Below are 16,430 nucleotides of genomic sequence, written 5' to 3' on the forward strand. Positions count from 1 at the left end.
GGTACGGCTACCTTGTTACGACTTAGCCCTAGTTACCAATTTTACCCTAGGCCGCTCCTCTCGGTGACGGACTTCAGGCACTCCCGGCTTCCATGGCTTGACGGGCGGTGTGTACAAGGCCCGGGAACGTATTCACCGGATCATGGCTGATATCCGATTACTAGCGATTCCAGCTTCACGGAGTCGAGTTGCAGACTCCGATCCGAACTGTGATAGGTTTTGTGGATTCGCTCCTGCTCGCGCAGTGGCTGCCCTCTGTACCTACCATTGTAGCACGTGTGTAGCCCAGGACGTAAGGGCCGTGATGATTTGACGTCATCCCCACCTTCCTCGCGGTTTGCACCGGCAGTCTTGTTAGAGTTCCCGGCATGACCCGATGGCAACTAACAACAGGGGTTGCGCTCGTTATAGGACTTAACCTGACACCTCACGGCACGAGCTGACGACAACCATGCAGCACCTTGTAAGTAGTCCGAAGAAAGTCTGTTTCCAGATCATGCAACTTACATTTAAGCCCTGGTAAGGTTCCTCGCGTATCATCGAATTAAACCACATGCTCCACCGCTTGTGCGGGCCCCCGTCAATTCCTTTGAGTTTCATTCTTGCGAACGTACTCCCCAGGTGGGTCACTTATCACTTTCGCTTAGCCACTCAGACCGAAGTCCGAACAGCTAGTGACCATCGTTTACGGCGTGGACTACCAGGGTATCTAATCCTGTTCGCTCCCCACGCTTTCGTCCATCAGTGTCAGTACGTTGTTAGTGATCTGCCTTCGCAATCGGTATTCTATGTAATATCTATGCATTTCACCGCTACACTACATATTCTAACCACTTCACAACGACTCAAGACCGACAGTATCAAGGGCAGTTCTACAGTTGAGCTGCAGGCTTTCACCCCTGACTTACCGGTCCACCTACGGACCCTTTAAACCCAATGATTCCGGATAACGCTTGGATCCTCCGTATTACCGCGGCTGCTGGCACGGAGTTAGCCGATCCTTATTCTTACGGTACCGTCAAGCTCCTACACGTAGGAGTGTTTCTTCCCGTACAAAAGCAGTTTACAACCCATAGGGCAGTCTTCCTGCACGCGGCATGGCTGGATCAGGCTCCCGCCCATTGTCCAATATTCCTCACTGCTGCCTCCCGTAGGAGTCTGGTCCGTGTCTCAGTACCAGTGTGGGGGATCCCCCTCTCAGGGCCCCTATCTATCGTCGCCTAGGTGTGCCGTTACCACACCTACTAGCTAATAGAACGCATGCCCATCTCTTACCGCCGAAACTTTAATACCATTGTGATGCCACATCGGTATACTACGGGGTATTAATCCAAATTTCTCTGGGCTATCCCCCTGTAAGAGGTAGGTTGCATACGCGTTACGCACCCGTGCGCCACTCGCCGGCGGAAAAGCAAGCTTTTCCCCGCTGCCGTTCGACTTGCATGTGTTAGGCCTGCCGCTAGCGTTCATCCTGAGCCAGGATCAAACTCTTCATCGTTAAATCTTAAATATTATTCAGACTCCCGAAACGGAATTTTCTTGGTTCTCAAAATGGCTTGTTCTTTGTTTGACCAGATCTTATAAAAGATCCAATCTTACGCTGTCAATTCAATATGTTAATGAACTTGTCTTCTTTGTTTTTCCTAAGCTCAGCGCTTAAGCGGGTGCAAATATAGAACCCTTTTTTGAGTCTCACAAACAGTTCGGTTTTTTTTTTTTAAAAAAGTTTTTTTTTCGTGGCGCAATCACCTCTCAAAACCCCTATAACCGATACTCTCAATGAACTCCTTCCGCTACAACAGCACTCGCTGTTTTTGCGGGTGCAAATATACCGCCTTTTTGGATATGTGCAACTCTTTTTTTGTGTTTTTGAAAAATATTTTGAGATAGGAATTTTAGAAGTCTGAAATTGAAGTGTTTGATTGCGGAAATATTTTATGGTTTATAGGAAGTTCCGTGTTGAGCTGTTGTAGCATGCCCATTCATGCTCCTATTATATAAATGTATGAGACAACGACACTGCCTACCAATATTAAACTTCAGTATTCAGTCAAAAGCTTCTCTCATCATTAATGCCCTTCCAAATAATACATATATATATATTGTATGAAATTATTTATCCTCTTATCTTTGTCCTCTTAAATAGAAGACTATAAATGATTGATATTACATTACCAGATGGAACGGTAAAAAGCTTTGAAGAAGGCGTTACACCGATGGATGTTGCCAAAAGCATCAGTGAGGGGTTTGCTAGAAACGTGATTTCAGCAAATTTTAATAACGAAACCATTGAAGTTTCGACTCCAATAACCACCAACGGTTCCTTAATATTATATACATGGAATGATAAAGATGGAAAAAAAGCCTTTTGGCACTCCAGCTCTCACGTATTGGCCCAAGCTTTGGAAGAATTGTATCCTGGCGTAAAACTATCCATAGGTCCTGCCATTGAAAATGGATTTTATTATGATGTTGATTTTGGTGACCAATCCATTTCCGACAAGGACTTTAAGGCTATTGAAACTAAAATGCTTGAGATTGCCAGAGGAAAGCACGATTTTAAAATGCGTTCGGTTTCCAAAGAAGATGCCTTAGCTATGTACCAATCTCAAGGTAATGAATATAAAGTAGAATTGATCGAAAACCTGGAAGATGGTACCATTACATTTTGCGACCATTCTACCTTCACCGATTTATGTCGTGGAGGGCATATTCCTAATACAGGCATCATCAAAGCTGTAAAATTGCTTTCGGTAGCTGGTGCTTACTGGAGAGGAGATGAAAAGAATAAACAGCTCACCCGAGTATACGGTATATCCTTCCCAAAACAAAAGGAACTTACCGAATACCTTCACTTATTAGAAGAAGCCAAAAAACGTGACCACAGAAAACTAGGGAAAGAACTGGAGCTCTTCACCTTCTCCCAAAAAGTTGGTCAAGGTTTACCATTATGGCTTCCAAAAGGTGCAGCCTTAAGAGAGCGTTTGGAAAACTTCCTTAAAAAAGCTCAAAAGAAAGCAGGTTACGAAATGGTTGTAACCCCTCATATTGGTCAAAAAGAGTTATATGTAACTTCTGGCCACTATGCCAAATATGGAGAAGACAGCTTCCAGCCTATTCATACGCCACACGAAGGAGAAGAGTTTTTGTTGAAACCAATGAACTGTCCTCACCACTGTGAAATATACAACACCCGTCCTTTCTCCTATAAAGAATTACCAAAACGTTATGCCGAATTTGGTACCGTATATAGATATGAGCAAAGTGGAGAATTACACGGTTTAACTCGAGTAAGAGGCTTCACTCAAGATGATGCGCATATTTTCTGTACACCAGATCAATTGGATGCTGAATTTAAGGAAGTAATAGATTTGGTTCTATATGTATTTGGATCCTTAGGCTTCGAAAACTTTACAGCTCAAGTATCGGTTCGTGATCCTGAAAATCCAGAGAAATACATTGGAAGCGTAGAAAATTGGGAGAAAGCAGAACAAGCCATCATAAATGCCGCCAAGGACAAAGGTTTAAATTATGTGATTGAAGAAGGTGAAGCTGCCTTTTACGGTCCAAAATTAGACTTTATGGTTAAGGATGCCTTAGGAAGACAATGGCAATTGGGTACTATTCAAGTAGACTACAACTTACCAGAGCGTTTTGACCTTACATATAAAGGTAGTGACAATGAACTTCACAGACCTGTAATGATTCACCGTGCCCCTTTTGGAAGTATGGAGCGTTTCGTTGCAATTCTGTTGGAACACACTGGAGGAAACTTCCCTCTTTGGTTGGTTCCGGAACAGGCTATTGTACTATGTATAAGTGAGAAATATGAAAAATACGCCGAAAAAGTTTTAAATTTGTTGGAAAATCACGAAATTCGCGCCCTCATAGATAATCGTAACGAAACCATTGGGAAGAAAATCCGTGAAGCGGAAATGCAAAAAATCCCATATATGGTAATTATCGGTGAAAATGAGGAAGCTGAAGGTAAAATTTCAGTACGCCAACATGGAGGACAGGATTTAGGCTTGATAAGCATTGATGAGTTTTCCAACATTGTTGACGAAGAAATAAAAAAGACATTAAAGACCTTTAAATAAGAAAATTAAGTTTAACTAAAATTTATAAGTCATAGCAATACGTAGACACAGAAATAACTTTAAGAGAGAACAGAAAGAAGACCAGCACAGAATAAACTCTAAAATTAGAGCCGAAAAGGTAAGACTTGTAGGTGACAATGTAGAGGTGGGCATTTACGACATTAGGCCAGCTTTGGCCATTGCCGAAGAACAAGGTTTAGATCTTGTAGAGATATCACCAAAAGCTGATCCTCCTGTTTGTAAGGTTATGGATTATAAAAAGTTTCTTTACGAACAAAAGAAACGTGATAAAGCCTTAAAAGCAAAAGCGTCTAAAGTTGTTGTAAAAGAAATTCGTTTTGGCCCTCAAACCGATGACCACGATTACGAATTCAAAAAGAAACACGCTGAGAAATTCCTTAAAGAAGGAGCAAAGCTAAAAGCCTTTGTATTTTTTAAAGGACGTTCTATCGTGTTTAAAGAGCAAGGACAAATTTTATTGTTACGATTGGCGCAAGACCTTGAAGAATTTGGTAAAGTAGAACAAATGCCAAAATTGGAAGGAAAGCGAATGACCATGTTCATTGCTCCCAAAAAAACGAAATAACACCTAATTATTAGGTAAACAATAATAAGCGAAACGTAAATTAAAAACTAGGAGAAAGATGCCTAAAATGAAAACTAAATCAAGTGCCAAGAAACGTTTTAAACTTACTGGCACTGGTAAGATTAAAAGAAAGCACGCTTTTAAAAGTCACATTTTGACTAAAAAATCTAAAAAGCGTAAACTTGCCTTGACTCATGATACATTAGTACATAAGTCAGACGAGGACAATGTTAAAACCATGTTACGTTTAAAGTAATATCGGTCTTTAACCGGTTAACAAATTTATAAACCCTGGAGTTAGGCAAAACTATTTAGCAAGTACCTTTTTAGGTCGCCTACTACAAAAAAACAAATTAAGAAATGCCAAGATCAGTAAATTCAGTTGCAAAGAGAGCCAGAAGAAAAAAGGTTCTTAAGCAGGCCAAAGGTTACTTTGGAAGACGTAAAAACGTTTGGACAGTAGCCAAAAATGCGGTTGACAAAGCGATGCAATACTCGTATAGAGACCGTAGAAACAAAAAGAGAACTTTCCGTGCTTTGTGGATTCAACGTATCAATGCGGGAGCTAGATTACACGGAATGTCATATTCTAAGTTTATGGGAGCCCTTAAAGCTAACAATATCGAATTGAACCGTAAGGTTCTTGCAGATTTAGCGATGAACAACCCAGAAGCTTTTGAAGCAATCGTAAACAAAGTAAAGTAAGGCGTTCGCCTAAATAATAACAACAATTCGCTTATAAAAATCCGATTCTATTTGAATCGGATTTTTTTTGTTTACAGCCATATAAATGTTACATTTAATTATTTAAATGTGTTATGGCATTATTGAATGTGATAAGAAACCGCGTCTTTTGGACATTAGATTTTTTAAAAGGCTCGCCCATCCATACTCACTTAAGAGACATTGAAACCATTTTAAATTCTCCTGCTTCAACAACTTCGGAGGAGTACCGAAATCTTCACCTTCGCAACTTGTTGGATCACGCCACTAAAAGTACACCTTATTACCAAGCATATTTTAATTACAAATCTCTCGAAGATTTCCCTGTCATTCAAAAAACCATCATTCAACATAATTTTGAAAGCTTTCGGGCTTCAAATTACAAGGAAAAAGCGTCATTTAAGGTGGCTACTAGTGGTTCTACAGGAGTCCCCTTTTTTCTTTTTCAGGATAAGAATAAAAGATTTAGAAATACGGCAGATGTTATCTACTTTTCCAAATTGAGCAACTACAACATTGGAAATAGACTTTACAACTTGGAAGTTTGGCGAAAACACAATCAAAAATCGTCCATTCAATCTTACCTACAAAACATCATACAATTGGATATTACAAGATTGGATGACCAAAATTGTGAATTATTTTTAAATAGGCTACAAAGAGATAAACAAACCAAAACCATTCTTGGATTTGCTTCAGCCTTAGAGATTATTTGTCAATACCTGGAACGCTCGCAAAAAAAGCACATACCACCAAAAAAACTAACTTCTATAATTGCCAATGCAGAGCATTTAAATAGTTTCACAAAATCTCAACTTCATACCTATTTTGACGTGCCTATTTTATCCAGATACTCAAATGAAGAATTAGGAATTATAGCACAGCAAACCATTGAATCTCCAGATCACTACATAATAAATCATGCCAGCTATTTTATTGAAATATTAGACTTGGATACCGATGAAACTGTTGCTCCTGGTCATCCCGGTCGTATTGTTGTAACGGATCTCTTTAACTATTGCATGCCAATAATACGATATGACACTGGCGATATAGGACAATTGAACAAACATGAAAACGGCGTGACAAAACTGGAATACATTGAAGGTAGAAAAATGGATTTAATACATGATACAAGTGGGCAAATTATCTCATCCTTTATAGTTTATACCAAATTCTATAAATACTATTCTTATTTCAAGCAATTTCAATTTATTCAAGAAGCCAAGAATAAGTATACCGTCAAGCTTAATATCCATGATAATTTTCCCTATGAAGAAGATCTCATCGCCGATATTAAACAAGATTTTGGCCATGATGCCGAAGTGGAAATTCATTATGTTGACGAAATCCCAACACTTTCTTCAGGAAAACGAAAAAAGGTGTTAAACAACATTATGAAATATTAGCTCCCTTTACCCATATATTTTTAGTCCTCTTTATAAATTTAAAAACATAGGGAACTGGATCTTTAACTACATACTTCATTTGGGTGTTTTTAAGAATAAACAATTGATCTATCAAAATAGTCTTGTCCTCTTGAAAAAGTTTAATAAGCCCTTTTAAATTATAAAATCTTGCATTCTTATAGTCATCTGGAATAATTTGCTCCCCCATACTTGCCAAACAGTATAAATAGGGGAAATTAACACCAGCAATTTCCGAACCTTCCATTGATGACCAAAATCGAGTATTGATCTCAATAATTTTGTAATCACCTTTATCTCTATCGTATCGTAAATCTACATGAGCAATACCAGACCAATTCAATTTTGACATCAAGGATTCAACAATCTTATAAACCCGTTCTTCTTTAATGAATTCCATTCCAGATAATGGCCCAAGCGCATTCACTGCTTTTTGGAGTTCCTTTTGTATAGTATATGACACAATCTTACCGTCTTTACACAAAACACTACATCCCACATCATACCCTTCAATAAATTCTTGTATTAAAAAATGCTTTCCAAACTCTGCTCTCTTAAAATATAAGTCTTCCTCCTCCCTATTATGCAGTAACCAAACTCCTTGTCCGCCACCATACCCCTCTACTGGCTTAACAATTAAAGGATATTCTAGCACCTTGTCCCGAGCCCCTCCATTCATATATATAGTTTTCGGAACGGCCATATTATGATTTTGTAAAAACTTTACAAGAGAATTTTTATTTATAGCGGTGTCAAAGTTTTCTAAGGACGCCAACAAACCAAGTGCTTTAGGGTTTTTAATTTTCTCTTGATAAGCAATAAGCCTTCGTATTCCGGTCTCGAAAATTGGCATAATTACATCGATAGGATACTTATCTAGCTCTTTGTTAATATAATCTATCCAAATATTGCCATCAGTAGTTTCGGGATAATATGAAAACCTATGAATATTTCGTGAAAGCCGCATTGCAATCCATTTCTGGTTGGACATAACATGTATTTTAACCCCCCTACTTTGCGCAAGGCAATTCACAACATAAATCAACATATGACTTTCCCCGTCAGGAATCAACACAGAAATTTCCATAATACATGGGCATACCTTATCATTTGTTTTCTCGAAGATAGCACAATTCCCACATTAAAACACAAGAAAAATAAATATAAACCACTGAAAAACAGCTATCTATGTTAATTTTCATATATTTGTATCGAACTAGATTAATAGCATATGGTACAAATATCAATTCTAATCATATGCAATCATGAAAATCAAAACGAACCCTCACCACCTTTACTCCATATTGTTTGGAGTAATTATGACCTTAGGCATTTATAGCTGCCAAGTAGAACCATTAAATTCAGGAGAAACTTCAGTAATTGACACAGATTCTTCTGCAAAGCAACCAGCTCCAGCCACCTTTGTCGATTGTAATGAAACTTATTCAGAAACGGACCTATTAGCAGGACAAAACATACTTGTTGGTACGGTGAAAGTAGAAGTTGAAGGAAGCGATTACAAAATTACCTACTCAATTACCAATAGTAAATATTGTATTACTCAAACCCATTTATCTGTCGCCACCACCCCATTGGATTTTCCTGTAAACCAACCTGGCAACCCTCAAGTAGGTCATTTTGAAGAAAATGACAGATGGGACTGTGTCGATGAAGTGGTATACTTTGCCCCTATTGTAGACGGCCCTTTCATAGCTGCCCACGCCGTAGTACACTGCATCACCGATGTAACCAACGACCTATATCCGAATACTTTACCAGCTCAAGTTTCGCTATGTGTAACAGAAAAAGGAGTTGAAGCTGTTGATAGTTATTTCAACATTGAAATTGACCCAGAAAATTCCTTGACTGGTGCTTTTGATGCATGGTGTGCCGATCAAGATACTTCACTAGAAAGTGGAGATTGTTTTACGGCAGATGTTTATTCATCATATGAAACGCTACCAGAAGGTAAATTTGAACACCCAGAAAACTTTGGCGCCGTAAATTGGTTAATGAATCAAGGCTTTATTGGAACAGAGGCTACCCTTGAATTGGGCAATTATACCTTTGGAGATCTTCAAATAGCTATTTGGATGCTTATTGACGATAGCATTTGTAGCGAATGTTCTTATACAGGACCATATGATATGGACAGAGTAAATATGCTTGTTGACATGGCTTTACAACATACAGATTGCGTTCCTGTTTGTGGAGAAGATGTGGTCATCATTCTTATTCCTGAGGATGAAGATGTGCAATCCATTTTTATTACAATCCCTGTACCTTGTGATTGTGAAGAAACTGCTTGGGGAGATGGCTGTCCATTCCCAGGAAACCAGTGGGCCACCTATTTCCAATATGCAATCCCAGATTAATTATAGTTTTTAAAACATATAAAAATCCAGTTCTAATAGAACTGGATTTTTTTTACTTACAACTCACCTAAACACCTTTATCCATTGCAAAAGAACCCAACTATTTCAACAAATATAAGTATATTTCGGGCCAAAATAATTCATAATAAAAATGCTACGAACAAGCTCTTTAATACTACTACTGCTATCATGTCATTTTTCACTCTTCAGCCAGGATAAAGACAAAACCCCAACTTGGGATGTCAATAATCCTCAAGGTGATTTTGACTATCAAACCCATCATTTTTCTACAAATGAAGGAACTTGGATGAATCTAGATGTAAGCCCTGATGGTCAATTTATTGTTTTTGATATGTTGGGCGATATCTACAAAATAAAAAGTACTGGAGGAAAAGCCACTTGTTTGAGAGAAGGCATTGCCTTTGAGGTACAACCTCGTTTTAGTCCTGATGGAAAACATATTTCTTTCACCAGTGACGCCGGCGGTGGTGACAACATTTGGATGATGGATGCAGATGGTAGCAATGCCAAAGCCATCACCAAGGAGAATTTTAGACTTTTGAACAATGCCATTTGGACTCCAAACGGACAATACATTATTGCTAGGAAACATTTTACTTCAGAGCGTTCGGCTGGTGCGGGTGAAATGTGGATGTACCACCATTCTGGAGGGAGCGGTATTCAGCTTACCAAACGTAAAAACGACCAACAGGATGTCAACGAGCCTACCATATCTCCTGACGGCAAATACCTTTATTATAGTGAGGACATGTACCCTGGAGGCTATTTTCAATACAACAAAGACCCAAATAGCCAAATTTATGTGATCAACAGATACAACATGGCAACTGGGAAAATTGACAGAATTAGTGGTGGCCCTGGAGGAGCTGCTCGTCCTCAAATTTCCAGAGATGGAAAAAAACTAGCCTTTGTAAAGCGTGTACGAGAAAAATCGGTGCTGTATATCCACGATTTGGAAACTGGTCAAGAGTGGCCACTCTATGACAAGTTAAATAAAGATCAACAGGAAGCTTGGGCCATTTTTGGAGTATACCCAAACTTCAACTGGATGCCCAACAATGAAGACATTGTGTTTTGGTCTAGTGGTAAAATCAATAAAATCAACATTAATTCTTTTGAAGTCACCAACATTCCATTTCAAGTAGATGCTAATATTAAAATTGCCAAAGCTGTTGAATTTGACAATCCTGTGGCTCCCGACACCTTCGATGCCAAAGTTATCAGACATGCCGTGACATCCCCAGACGGCAAAACATTAGTGTTTAGTGCCGTTGGTCATTTGTGGTCCCAAAAGCTTCCAAATGGTACTCCCAAACGCCTTACCTCTAATACCGATTTTGAATTTGAACCAAGCTTCTCATCGGATGGAAAAAATATTATTTATGTAACTTGGAACGATGAAGACTTGGGTGCTATCTATAGAGTTTCAACTACTGGTGGTACTCCTGTGAAACTAACATCTGAAAAAGGCATCTACAGAAATCCTTCTTTTTCTCATAACAGCAAGCAAATTGTTTATTTGAAAGAAGCCGGTAACAGTGATCAAGGTTATGCTTATGACAATAACCATGGAATTTATGTAATGAATGCCGATGGTAGCAACACCAAATTTGTAACCAAAGAAGGTGATTTTCCTTTCTTTAATAATGAAGACACAAAAATCATTTACCAAACAGGAGGCAAATTCTTTGGAGCACTTACCAAAGAACTCAAAATTGCCAATCTTAATGGTAATGACGATCAAGTATTAGTAAAATCTAAACACGGCAACAGATTAGTTCCTAGCCCTGATGGTAATTGGATTGCTTTTATTCATTTGCATAAAGTATACATGGCTCCAATGCCACATGCCGGCCAAACTTTGGATATCACAGATACGACTAAATTTGTACCTGTAACACAGCTTTCGAAGGATGCAGGACTAAACCTTCACTGGTCTTCTGACAGCAAAAAATTACACTGGACTTTAGGGAACACCTATTACACGGCAAACATTTCAGAAGACACCAAATTGGTTGAAGATGGCATTACCATCAATTTAAAAGTGAAAACTGATAAACCTAAAGGACGTATTGCTTTAACAGGAGCAAGAATCATTACCATGGAAGGTGATGAAGTGATTGAAAATGGAACCATCATTATCAATGAAAACAGAATTGAAGCTTTAGGTAGCACTTCCGATGTTAAAATCCCATCCAATGCTAAGGTATATGATGTAACAGGAAAAACCATTATGCCCGGAATTGTAGATGTGCATGCCCATGTTGGAGGCTTTAGAGATGGTCTACCAACCCAAAAACACTGGCAATTCTATGCTAATCTTGCTTTTGGAGTCACTACTGCCCATGACCCATCAGCTAATTCAGAAACGATTTTCACCCTATCCGAATTACAAAAAAGTGGTGATATGGTTGGCCCTCGATTATTTTCTACAGGGTTCATTCTTTATGGTGCCGATGGCGACTTTAAAGCTGTTATCAACGGACTTGAAGATGCCCGTTCTTCCATCAGACGTACCAAAGCATTTGGAGCGCTTTCTGTAAAAAGTTACAACCAACCAAGACGTGACCAACGACAACAAGTATTACAAGCCGCTCGTGAAGAAGGTATTTTTGTAGTGCCTGAAGGAGGTTCCAATTTCTTCCACAATATGTCTATGATTATGGACGGTCATACAGGAATTGAGCACAACATTCCTGTGGCTCCTGTTTATAAGGATATTGTTGAATTATGGAGTAACAGTAATGTTGGCTACACACCTACTCTTATTGTGAATTATGGAGGATTAAATGGCGAATACTATTGGTACCAAAAAACCAATGTTTGGGAAAATGAAAAACTGTTGAAATATACTCCAAGAGGTATTATCGATGCTCGCTCAAGACACAGAACCATGGTTCCAGATGGCGAATATGAAAATGGACACATTTTGGTATCTGAAACCTGTAAAAAGTTGTCTGATGCTGGTGTAAAAGTGAATTTGGGTGCCCATGGTCAGTTGCAAGGTTTGGGAGCTCATTGGGAATTGTGGATGTTGCAACAAGGAGGCATGACTAACCACGAAGCCCTAAAAGCAGCTACTATCAATGGTGCGGATTATATTGGGATGGCCAAGAACATTGGTTCTTTAAAGGAAGGTAAACTGGCCGACCTTATTGTAATGGATAAAAACCCATTGGAAGACATTCAAAATTCTGAAAGCATCATTTACACTATGGTGAATGGAAGACTTTATGATACCGAAACCATGAACGAAATTGGTAACTCTCCTAAAGAACGCACAAAGTTCTATTGGGAAAACAACAAGTACAACCAAGCGTTCCCATGGCATGAAGAAACTCAAAGTTTTACAACACCATCCTGTAGTTGCCATACAGGAGTTGCCCACTAAACGATATATTAACATTAATTTCAGAGCCTTTTAACTTGATAATCTTAGCTTTGGAAAAAATTTGCCTATGAATTTATCTCAAATCAAATTGGTGGTCACCGATATGGATGGCACACTGCTCAATTCCAAAGGGGAAGTGAGTAGTAATTTTTATAAATTATTCAACGAACTTAAAACCAATAATGTCCATTTTATAGCGGCTAGTGGCCGTCAATATTTCAGTATCCTTGACAAACTGGGTTCTATAAAAGACGAGATTACCATTATTGCTGAAAATGGCGGTCTTACCAAACAAGGCGACAAACAATTGCACGCCAATTATTTCCCAATGGAAGATATCAATCGTCTGATTCCTATTTTGAGGGACATTGAAGATTCCTATATAGTATTATGTGGAGAACGTTCGGCCTACATTGAAAGTAACGATGAGAGTTTCATCAATATGTTTAAGGAATATTACACCGAATTTAAACAGGTTGAGGACTTGACCCAAGTTAGCGATGACAATTTCTTAAAGATTGCCGTTTACAGTTTTGGCGGTTCTGAGCAAAATATCTATCCTCACGTAAAGCATTACGAAGACCATATACAAGTGAAAGTCTCAGGATCTAATTGGTTGGATCTTTCGCATATGAATACCAATAAAGGTTATGCTTTACAACAAGTTCAGGATTTATTGGGAGTTTCAAGGGAAGAAACCATGGTTTTTGGTGACTACAACAACGATTTGGAAATGATGGCACAAGCAGCCTATAGTTATGCCATGAGCAATGCCCACCCAAATGTGAAAGAAGTAGCACGCTACCAAACCAAAAGCAATGACGAAGAAGGTGTAGAAGTTATTTTGGAACAACTTATCAAAGACAAGCAATCAATTGCCAAAGGCCGTTAATACCAAATGCCTTCCAGAGGCATGATTGCGATGTTCGCATAAATAAATACCTTGCCAAATTCCTAAATTCAATTGTCCTTGAGTAATCGGAATTTGAACAGAGGTTCCCATTAAAGAGGCCTTGATGTGTGCTGGCATATCATCAGGGCCTTCATAAGTGTGGCGGTAATATGGTTGATTTTCGGGCACCATTTTATTGATATGACTTTCAAAATCGTCACGTACTGTTGGATCGGCATTTTCATTAATGGTCAAACTCGCGGAAGTGTGTTTGATAAACACATGAAACAATCCCACGTTTATATTTTGAATTTCTGAAAACTGACTGAGTATTTCTTGGGTGACCAAATGAAATCCTCTTGACTTGGCCGAAAGCCGAATTTCTTTCTGAAAACTTTTCATGCTTATTTAGGTCTTCTGCTTTTTCTTCTTAGCGGCAGGGAACAATACGTTGTTCAATATTAATCGGTAACCAGGAGACGTAGGATGTAAATCCAATTCCGTTTTGGGGTCTCCTACCCTATGTGTGTAATCTTCTGGATCATGCCCGCCATAAAAAGTAAAGAACCCTTTTCCTTTTATTCCGTGAATATACTTCGCCTCACCATTGGTTTTGTTTTCTCCCATGATGAGCACATTCGACTTTATTTCATCACGTGTAAAGGCTGTAGTTTGCCCCATAAATCCTTTCACCAAAGCCGTATGATTTTGGCAAAGCATGGTTGGCACAGGATCCCATTTAGCTGAAAAATCCATTAGGGTAAAATAATCGGTTGTTTTTGGAATGCGACGCTTTTGGGTCATGTCTATCGATGAGAATTCATAAACATTAGGATTACGCTCCAATAAAAAGTCCTTAAAAGCAAATGTTTTGCTGAAATCAATTTTATTCTGATAAGCTGGATCGCTGCCATCACCATCAAACATTGGCTCACAAATATCCACACCTTCAGCACTTAATGCAATATCAAAACTATCGGTAGCACTGCACATGGCAAACATAAAACCACCTCCAACTACATAATCCCGAATCTTTAGCGCCACAGCCAATTTGGCTTCAGATACTTTATCATATCCCAATTTTGCAGCCAATTCTTCCGCTGCTTTTTTCTCTTCAATATACCATGCCGCCGATTTGAATGATCTATAGAATTTACCAAATTGCCCTGTAAAATCTTCATGGTGCAAATGCAACCAATCGTACAACAACAGCGCATCATTCAACACTTCTTCATCATAAACCGTCTCGTAGGGAATTTCAGCATAAGTCAACACCATGGTAACGGCATCGTCCCAAGGTTGCTTACCGTAAGGAGTGTATACGGCAATTTTAGGCGCCTTTTCCAAGACAACCGCCTCCATATTTTGAGAAGGACTACTGATGAATTCCAAAATTTCTTCGGCTTTGGAATTGGATAAGACTTCAAAGCTTACACCTCTTATCTGGCACTCTCGTTGGATTTCCTCCGCATCAGGCAACAAAAAGGAACCTCCTCGGTAGTTCAACAACCACTTCACCTTAAGCTGCTTTTCTAAGGTCCAATAGGTAATGCCATAAGCCTTTAGATGGTTTTGCTGCCCTTCGGCATCCATAGGAACCAAAATGTATGAGGCAAAACTAGCATTTGCACATAAAACCAAAAATACTACTAAGGCGACTATCTTCTTCATAGTGGAAAGATACTTAAAAATTAGCCGTCAATAAAAAGCTTTAAGGAAATATTAGACAAACCAACTAGGCAATTTAGACTAGGTTGTTCCCGATAACAAATCTGCAATACGTTTGGTATTGGGAAATTGCTCTAAGATAATTTTTATAAAAACAGTTATTGGAATAGCCATAATTAAACCAGGAATACCCCAAATGAATCCCCAAAGCATCAACATTACCAATACGGTAATGATATTGATTGAGAAGGATTTTCCCATAAAAATTGGCTCCATAATGGCTCCAAACAACACTTGAACACCTGTTATGGACAGCACAAAAAAGAACAAAGTACTACTAGGATCCAACTCCACAAAGGCAAATATGGCCAAAGAAATTACGGCAATAAACGAACCGACCATTTGCACAAAGTTAATGGCAAATGCAAACAAGCCCCAGAAAATAGGGAAGCTCACATCAAAAAACACACAGGCCAATCCGGTGCCAATCCCTGTAAGCAAGCTCACCAAAAACTTCACTTTAATAAACTTTATCAAGTCTTTTTCAATTTTGATGAAGGTCTTTACCGAGGTATGACGCTGCTTTAAAATGGTAGTATTCAACAGTTGGTGCATATTGATGGACTCTGCCAACCATAATACCACAAAAAAGGCTGTCATCAGTATGGATGTTGCCAATTTTCTGATAAAATCAAAGGTAGTTCCCAAATTTTCCTTTTGCAGAAATTGCGCCAGCACATTTTCGTTTTCCTTGAATTCCACACCAAAAGTTGTAGTGAGATAACTTTTTAAATTGAGAAGTTTTATTTCCGCCTTATCAAAAAATTCACTTTTAGTTGCCATAATCTGCTGGCTAGACAATTTTACCAACTCAATCCCTACCCACAATCCTAAAACGATTAACAAAACCACAATGACGATACTTGCCATTTTAGGAATATTTCGTTTTCCCAACCAACGCATCAATGGCAAAAACAATAGAGCTATAAACATTGAAAACACCAAGGGGATAAAGATAAACGACAGGGTTTTCAATAAATAAAACACCAATGGAATTACTATAATTAGCAATAACATGTTGGTAGTACGGGTTTGATTGATCATGTTGGCAATTTTTCTTTTATAACAGAGCGCAAAGTTACACCAAAATGTTTGGATTGTCTTCAAAATTCCCTCTATTACAAAGGTTAAAATTGTGTTTAAAAAACAGATTTTATCTCATCACTATATTCTAAAAGAATCCATAA

Annotated in this window: 12 protein-coding genes and 1 rRNA gene (1 of these 13 cut by a window edge); 8 read left to right on the forward strand and 5 right to left on the reverse strand. The window is 38.6% G+C overall.

What is annotated here, in order from left to right:
- Positions 1–1,498, reverse strand: a 16S ribosomal RNA gene (locus tag RBH95_RS10910) (it extends 27 nt beyond the left edge of the window).
- A gap of 658 nt (positions 1,499–2,156) precedes the next feature.
- Between RBH95_RS10910 and thrS the strand changes: the two genes are divergently transcribed.
- From thrS to RBH95_RS10935, 5 genes are all read left to right on the forward strand, one after another.
- Positions 2,157–4,100, forward strand: coding sequence for a threonine--tRNA ligase (thrS, locus tag RBH95_RS10915; RefSeq protein WP_307899625.1), 1,944 nt, complete (start codon positions 2,157–2,159; stop codon positions 4,098–4,100).
- A gap of 37 nt (positions 4,101–4,137) precedes the next feature.
- A complete protein-coding gene (infC, locus tag RBH95_RS10920; protein ID WP_307902251.1) occupies positions 4,138–4,686 on the forward strand; it encodes a translation initiation factor IF-3 in 549 nt (182 codons plus the stop codon).
- A 58-nt stretch (positions 4,687–4,744) separates the two neighbouring features.
- Positions 4,745–4,942 (forward strand): 50S ribosomal protein L35, encoded by a 198-nt coding sequence (gene rpmI, locus RBH95_RS10925; protein ID WP_102754533.1) that lies wholly within the window; start codon positions 4,745–4,747, stop codon positions 4,940–4,942.
- Between the two features lie 104 nt (positions 4,943–5,046).
- Positions 5,047–5,391 (forward strand): 50S ribosomal protein L20, encoded by a 345-nt coding sequence (gene rplT / locus RBH95_RS10930; RefSeq protein ID WP_053992364.1) that lies wholly within the window; start codon positions 5,047–5,049, stop codon positions 5,389–5,391.
- A gap of 113 nt (positions 5,392–5,504) precedes the next feature.
- Positions 5,505–6,818 (forward strand): CoF synthetase, encoded by a 1,314-nt coding sequence (locus RBH95_RS10935; protein WP_307899626.1) that lies wholly within the window; start codon positions 5,505–5,507, stop codon positions 6,816–6,818.
- Here RBH95_RS10935 and RBH95_RS10940 read toward each other — a convergent pair.
- On the reverse strand, positions 6,805–7,827 hold the full coding sequence (locus tag RBH95_RS10940; RefSeq protein ID WP_307899627.1) for an ATP-grasp domain-containing protein: 1,023 nt from the start codon (positions 7,825–7,827) through the stop codon (positions 6,805–6,807). The two genes, RBH95_RS10935 and RBH95_RS10940, sit on opposite strands and share 14 nt — an antisense overlap.
- A gap of 274 nt (positions 7,828–8,101) precedes the next feature.
- On the opposite strand from RBH95_RS10940, the gene RBH95_RS10945 reads away from it, so the two are divergent.
- The 3 genes from RBH95_RS10945 (at position 8,102) to RBH95_RS10955 (ending at position 13,515) form a co-directional block, all read left to right on the forward strand.
- Positions 8,102–9,211 carry a hypothetical protein gene (locus tag RBH95_RS10945; RefSeq protein ID WP_307899628.1) on the forward strand — a complete coding sequence of 370 codons (1,110 nt, stop codon included), beginning with the start codon at positions 8,102–8,104 and terminating at the stop codon, positions 9,209–9,211.
- Between the two features lie 151 nt (positions 9,212–9,362).
- Positions 9,363–12,623 carry an amidohydrolase family protein gene (locus RBH95_RS10950; protein WP_307899629.1) on the forward strand — a complete coding sequence of 1,087 codons (3,261 nt, stop codon included), beginning with the start codon at positions 9,363–9,365 and terminating at the stop codon, positions 12,621–12,623.
- Between the two features lie 67 nt (positions 12,624–12,690).
- Complete coding sequence (locus RBH95_RS10955) at positions 12,691–13,515, forward strand: HAD family hydrolase (RefSeq protein WP_307899630.1); 825 nt, start codon at positions 12,691–12,693, stop codon at positions 13,513–13,515.
- Here the strand turns inward: RBH95_RS10955 and RBH95_RS10960 are convergent.
- From RBH95_RS10960 to RBH95_RS10970, 3 genes are all read right to left on the reverse strand, one after another.
- Positions 13,495–13,917 (reverse strand): secondary thiamine-phosphate synthase enzyme YjbQ, encoded by a 423-nt coding sequence (locus RBH95_RS10960; protein WP_307899631.1) that lies wholly within the window; start codon positions 13,915–13,917, stop codon positions 13,495–13,497. The two genes, RBH95_RS10955 and RBH95_RS10960, sit on opposite strands and share 21 nt — an antisense overlap.
- Before the next feature lie 6 nt (positions 13,918–13,923).
- A complete protein-coding gene (locus RBH95_RS10965; RefSeq protein WP_374047830.1) occupies positions 13,924–15,108 on the reverse strand; it encodes an asparagine synthetase B in 1,185 nt (394 codons plus the stop codon).
- Between the two features lie 156 nt (positions 15,109–15,264).
- On the reverse strand, positions 15,265–16,287 hold the full coding sequence (locus RBH95_RS10970) for an AI-2E family transporter (protein WP_307899633.1): 1,023 nt from the start codon (positions 16,285–16,287) through the stop codon (positions 15,265–15,267).
- Positions 16,288–16,430 lie beyond the last annotated feature (143 nt).

It is taken from the genome of Mangrovimonas sp. YM274, assembly GCF_030908385.1.
In the GTDB taxonomy this organism is placed as follows: domain Bacteria; phylum Bacteroidota; class Bacteroidia; order Flavobacteriales; family Flavobacteriaceae; genus Mangrovimonas_A.

Coding starts and splice junctions, on each gene's coding strand:
- RBH95_RS10945 (WP_307899628.1), top strand. CDS start 8,102: ATGAAAATCAAAACGAACCCTCACCACCTTTACTCCATATTGTTTGGA.
- RBH95_RS10970 (WP_307899633.1), bottom strand. CDS start 16,287: ATGATCAATCAAACCCGTACTACCAACATGTTATTGCTAATTATAGTA.
- RBH95_RS10940 (WP_307899627.1), bottom strand. CDS start 7,827: ATGTCCAACCAGAAATGGATTGCAATGCGGCTTTCACGAAATATTCAT.
- RBH95_RS10955 (WP_307899630.1), top strand. CDS start 12,691: ATGAATTTATCTCAAATCAAATTGGTGGTCACCGATATGGATGGCACA.
- RBH95_RS10965 (WP_374047830.1), bottom strand. CDS start 15,108: ATGGATGCCGAAGGGCAGCAAAACCATCTAAAGGCTTATGGCATTACC.
- rplT (WP_053992364.1), top strand. CDS start 5,047: ATGCCAAGATCAGTAAATTCAGTTGCAAAGAGAGCCAGAAGAAAAAAG.
- RBH95_RS10935 (WP_307899626.1), top strand. CDS start 5,505: ATGGCATTATTGAATGTGATAAGAAACCGCGTCTTTTGGACATTAGAT.
- rpmI (WP_102754533.1), top strand. CDS start 4,745: ATGCCTAAAATGAAAACTAAATCAAGTGCCAAGAAACGTTTTAAACTT.
- RBH95_RS10950 (WP_307899629.1), top strand. CDS start 9,363: ATGCTACGAACAAGCTCTTTAATACTACTACTGCTATCATGTCATTTT.
- RBH95_RS10960 (WP_307899631.1), bottom strand. CDS start 13,917: ATGAAAAGTTTTCAGAAAGAAATTCGGCTTTCGGCCAAGTCAAGAGGA.
- thrS (WP_307899625.1), top strand. CDS start 2,157: ATGATTGATATTACATTACCAGATGGAACGGTAAAAAGCTTTGAAGAA.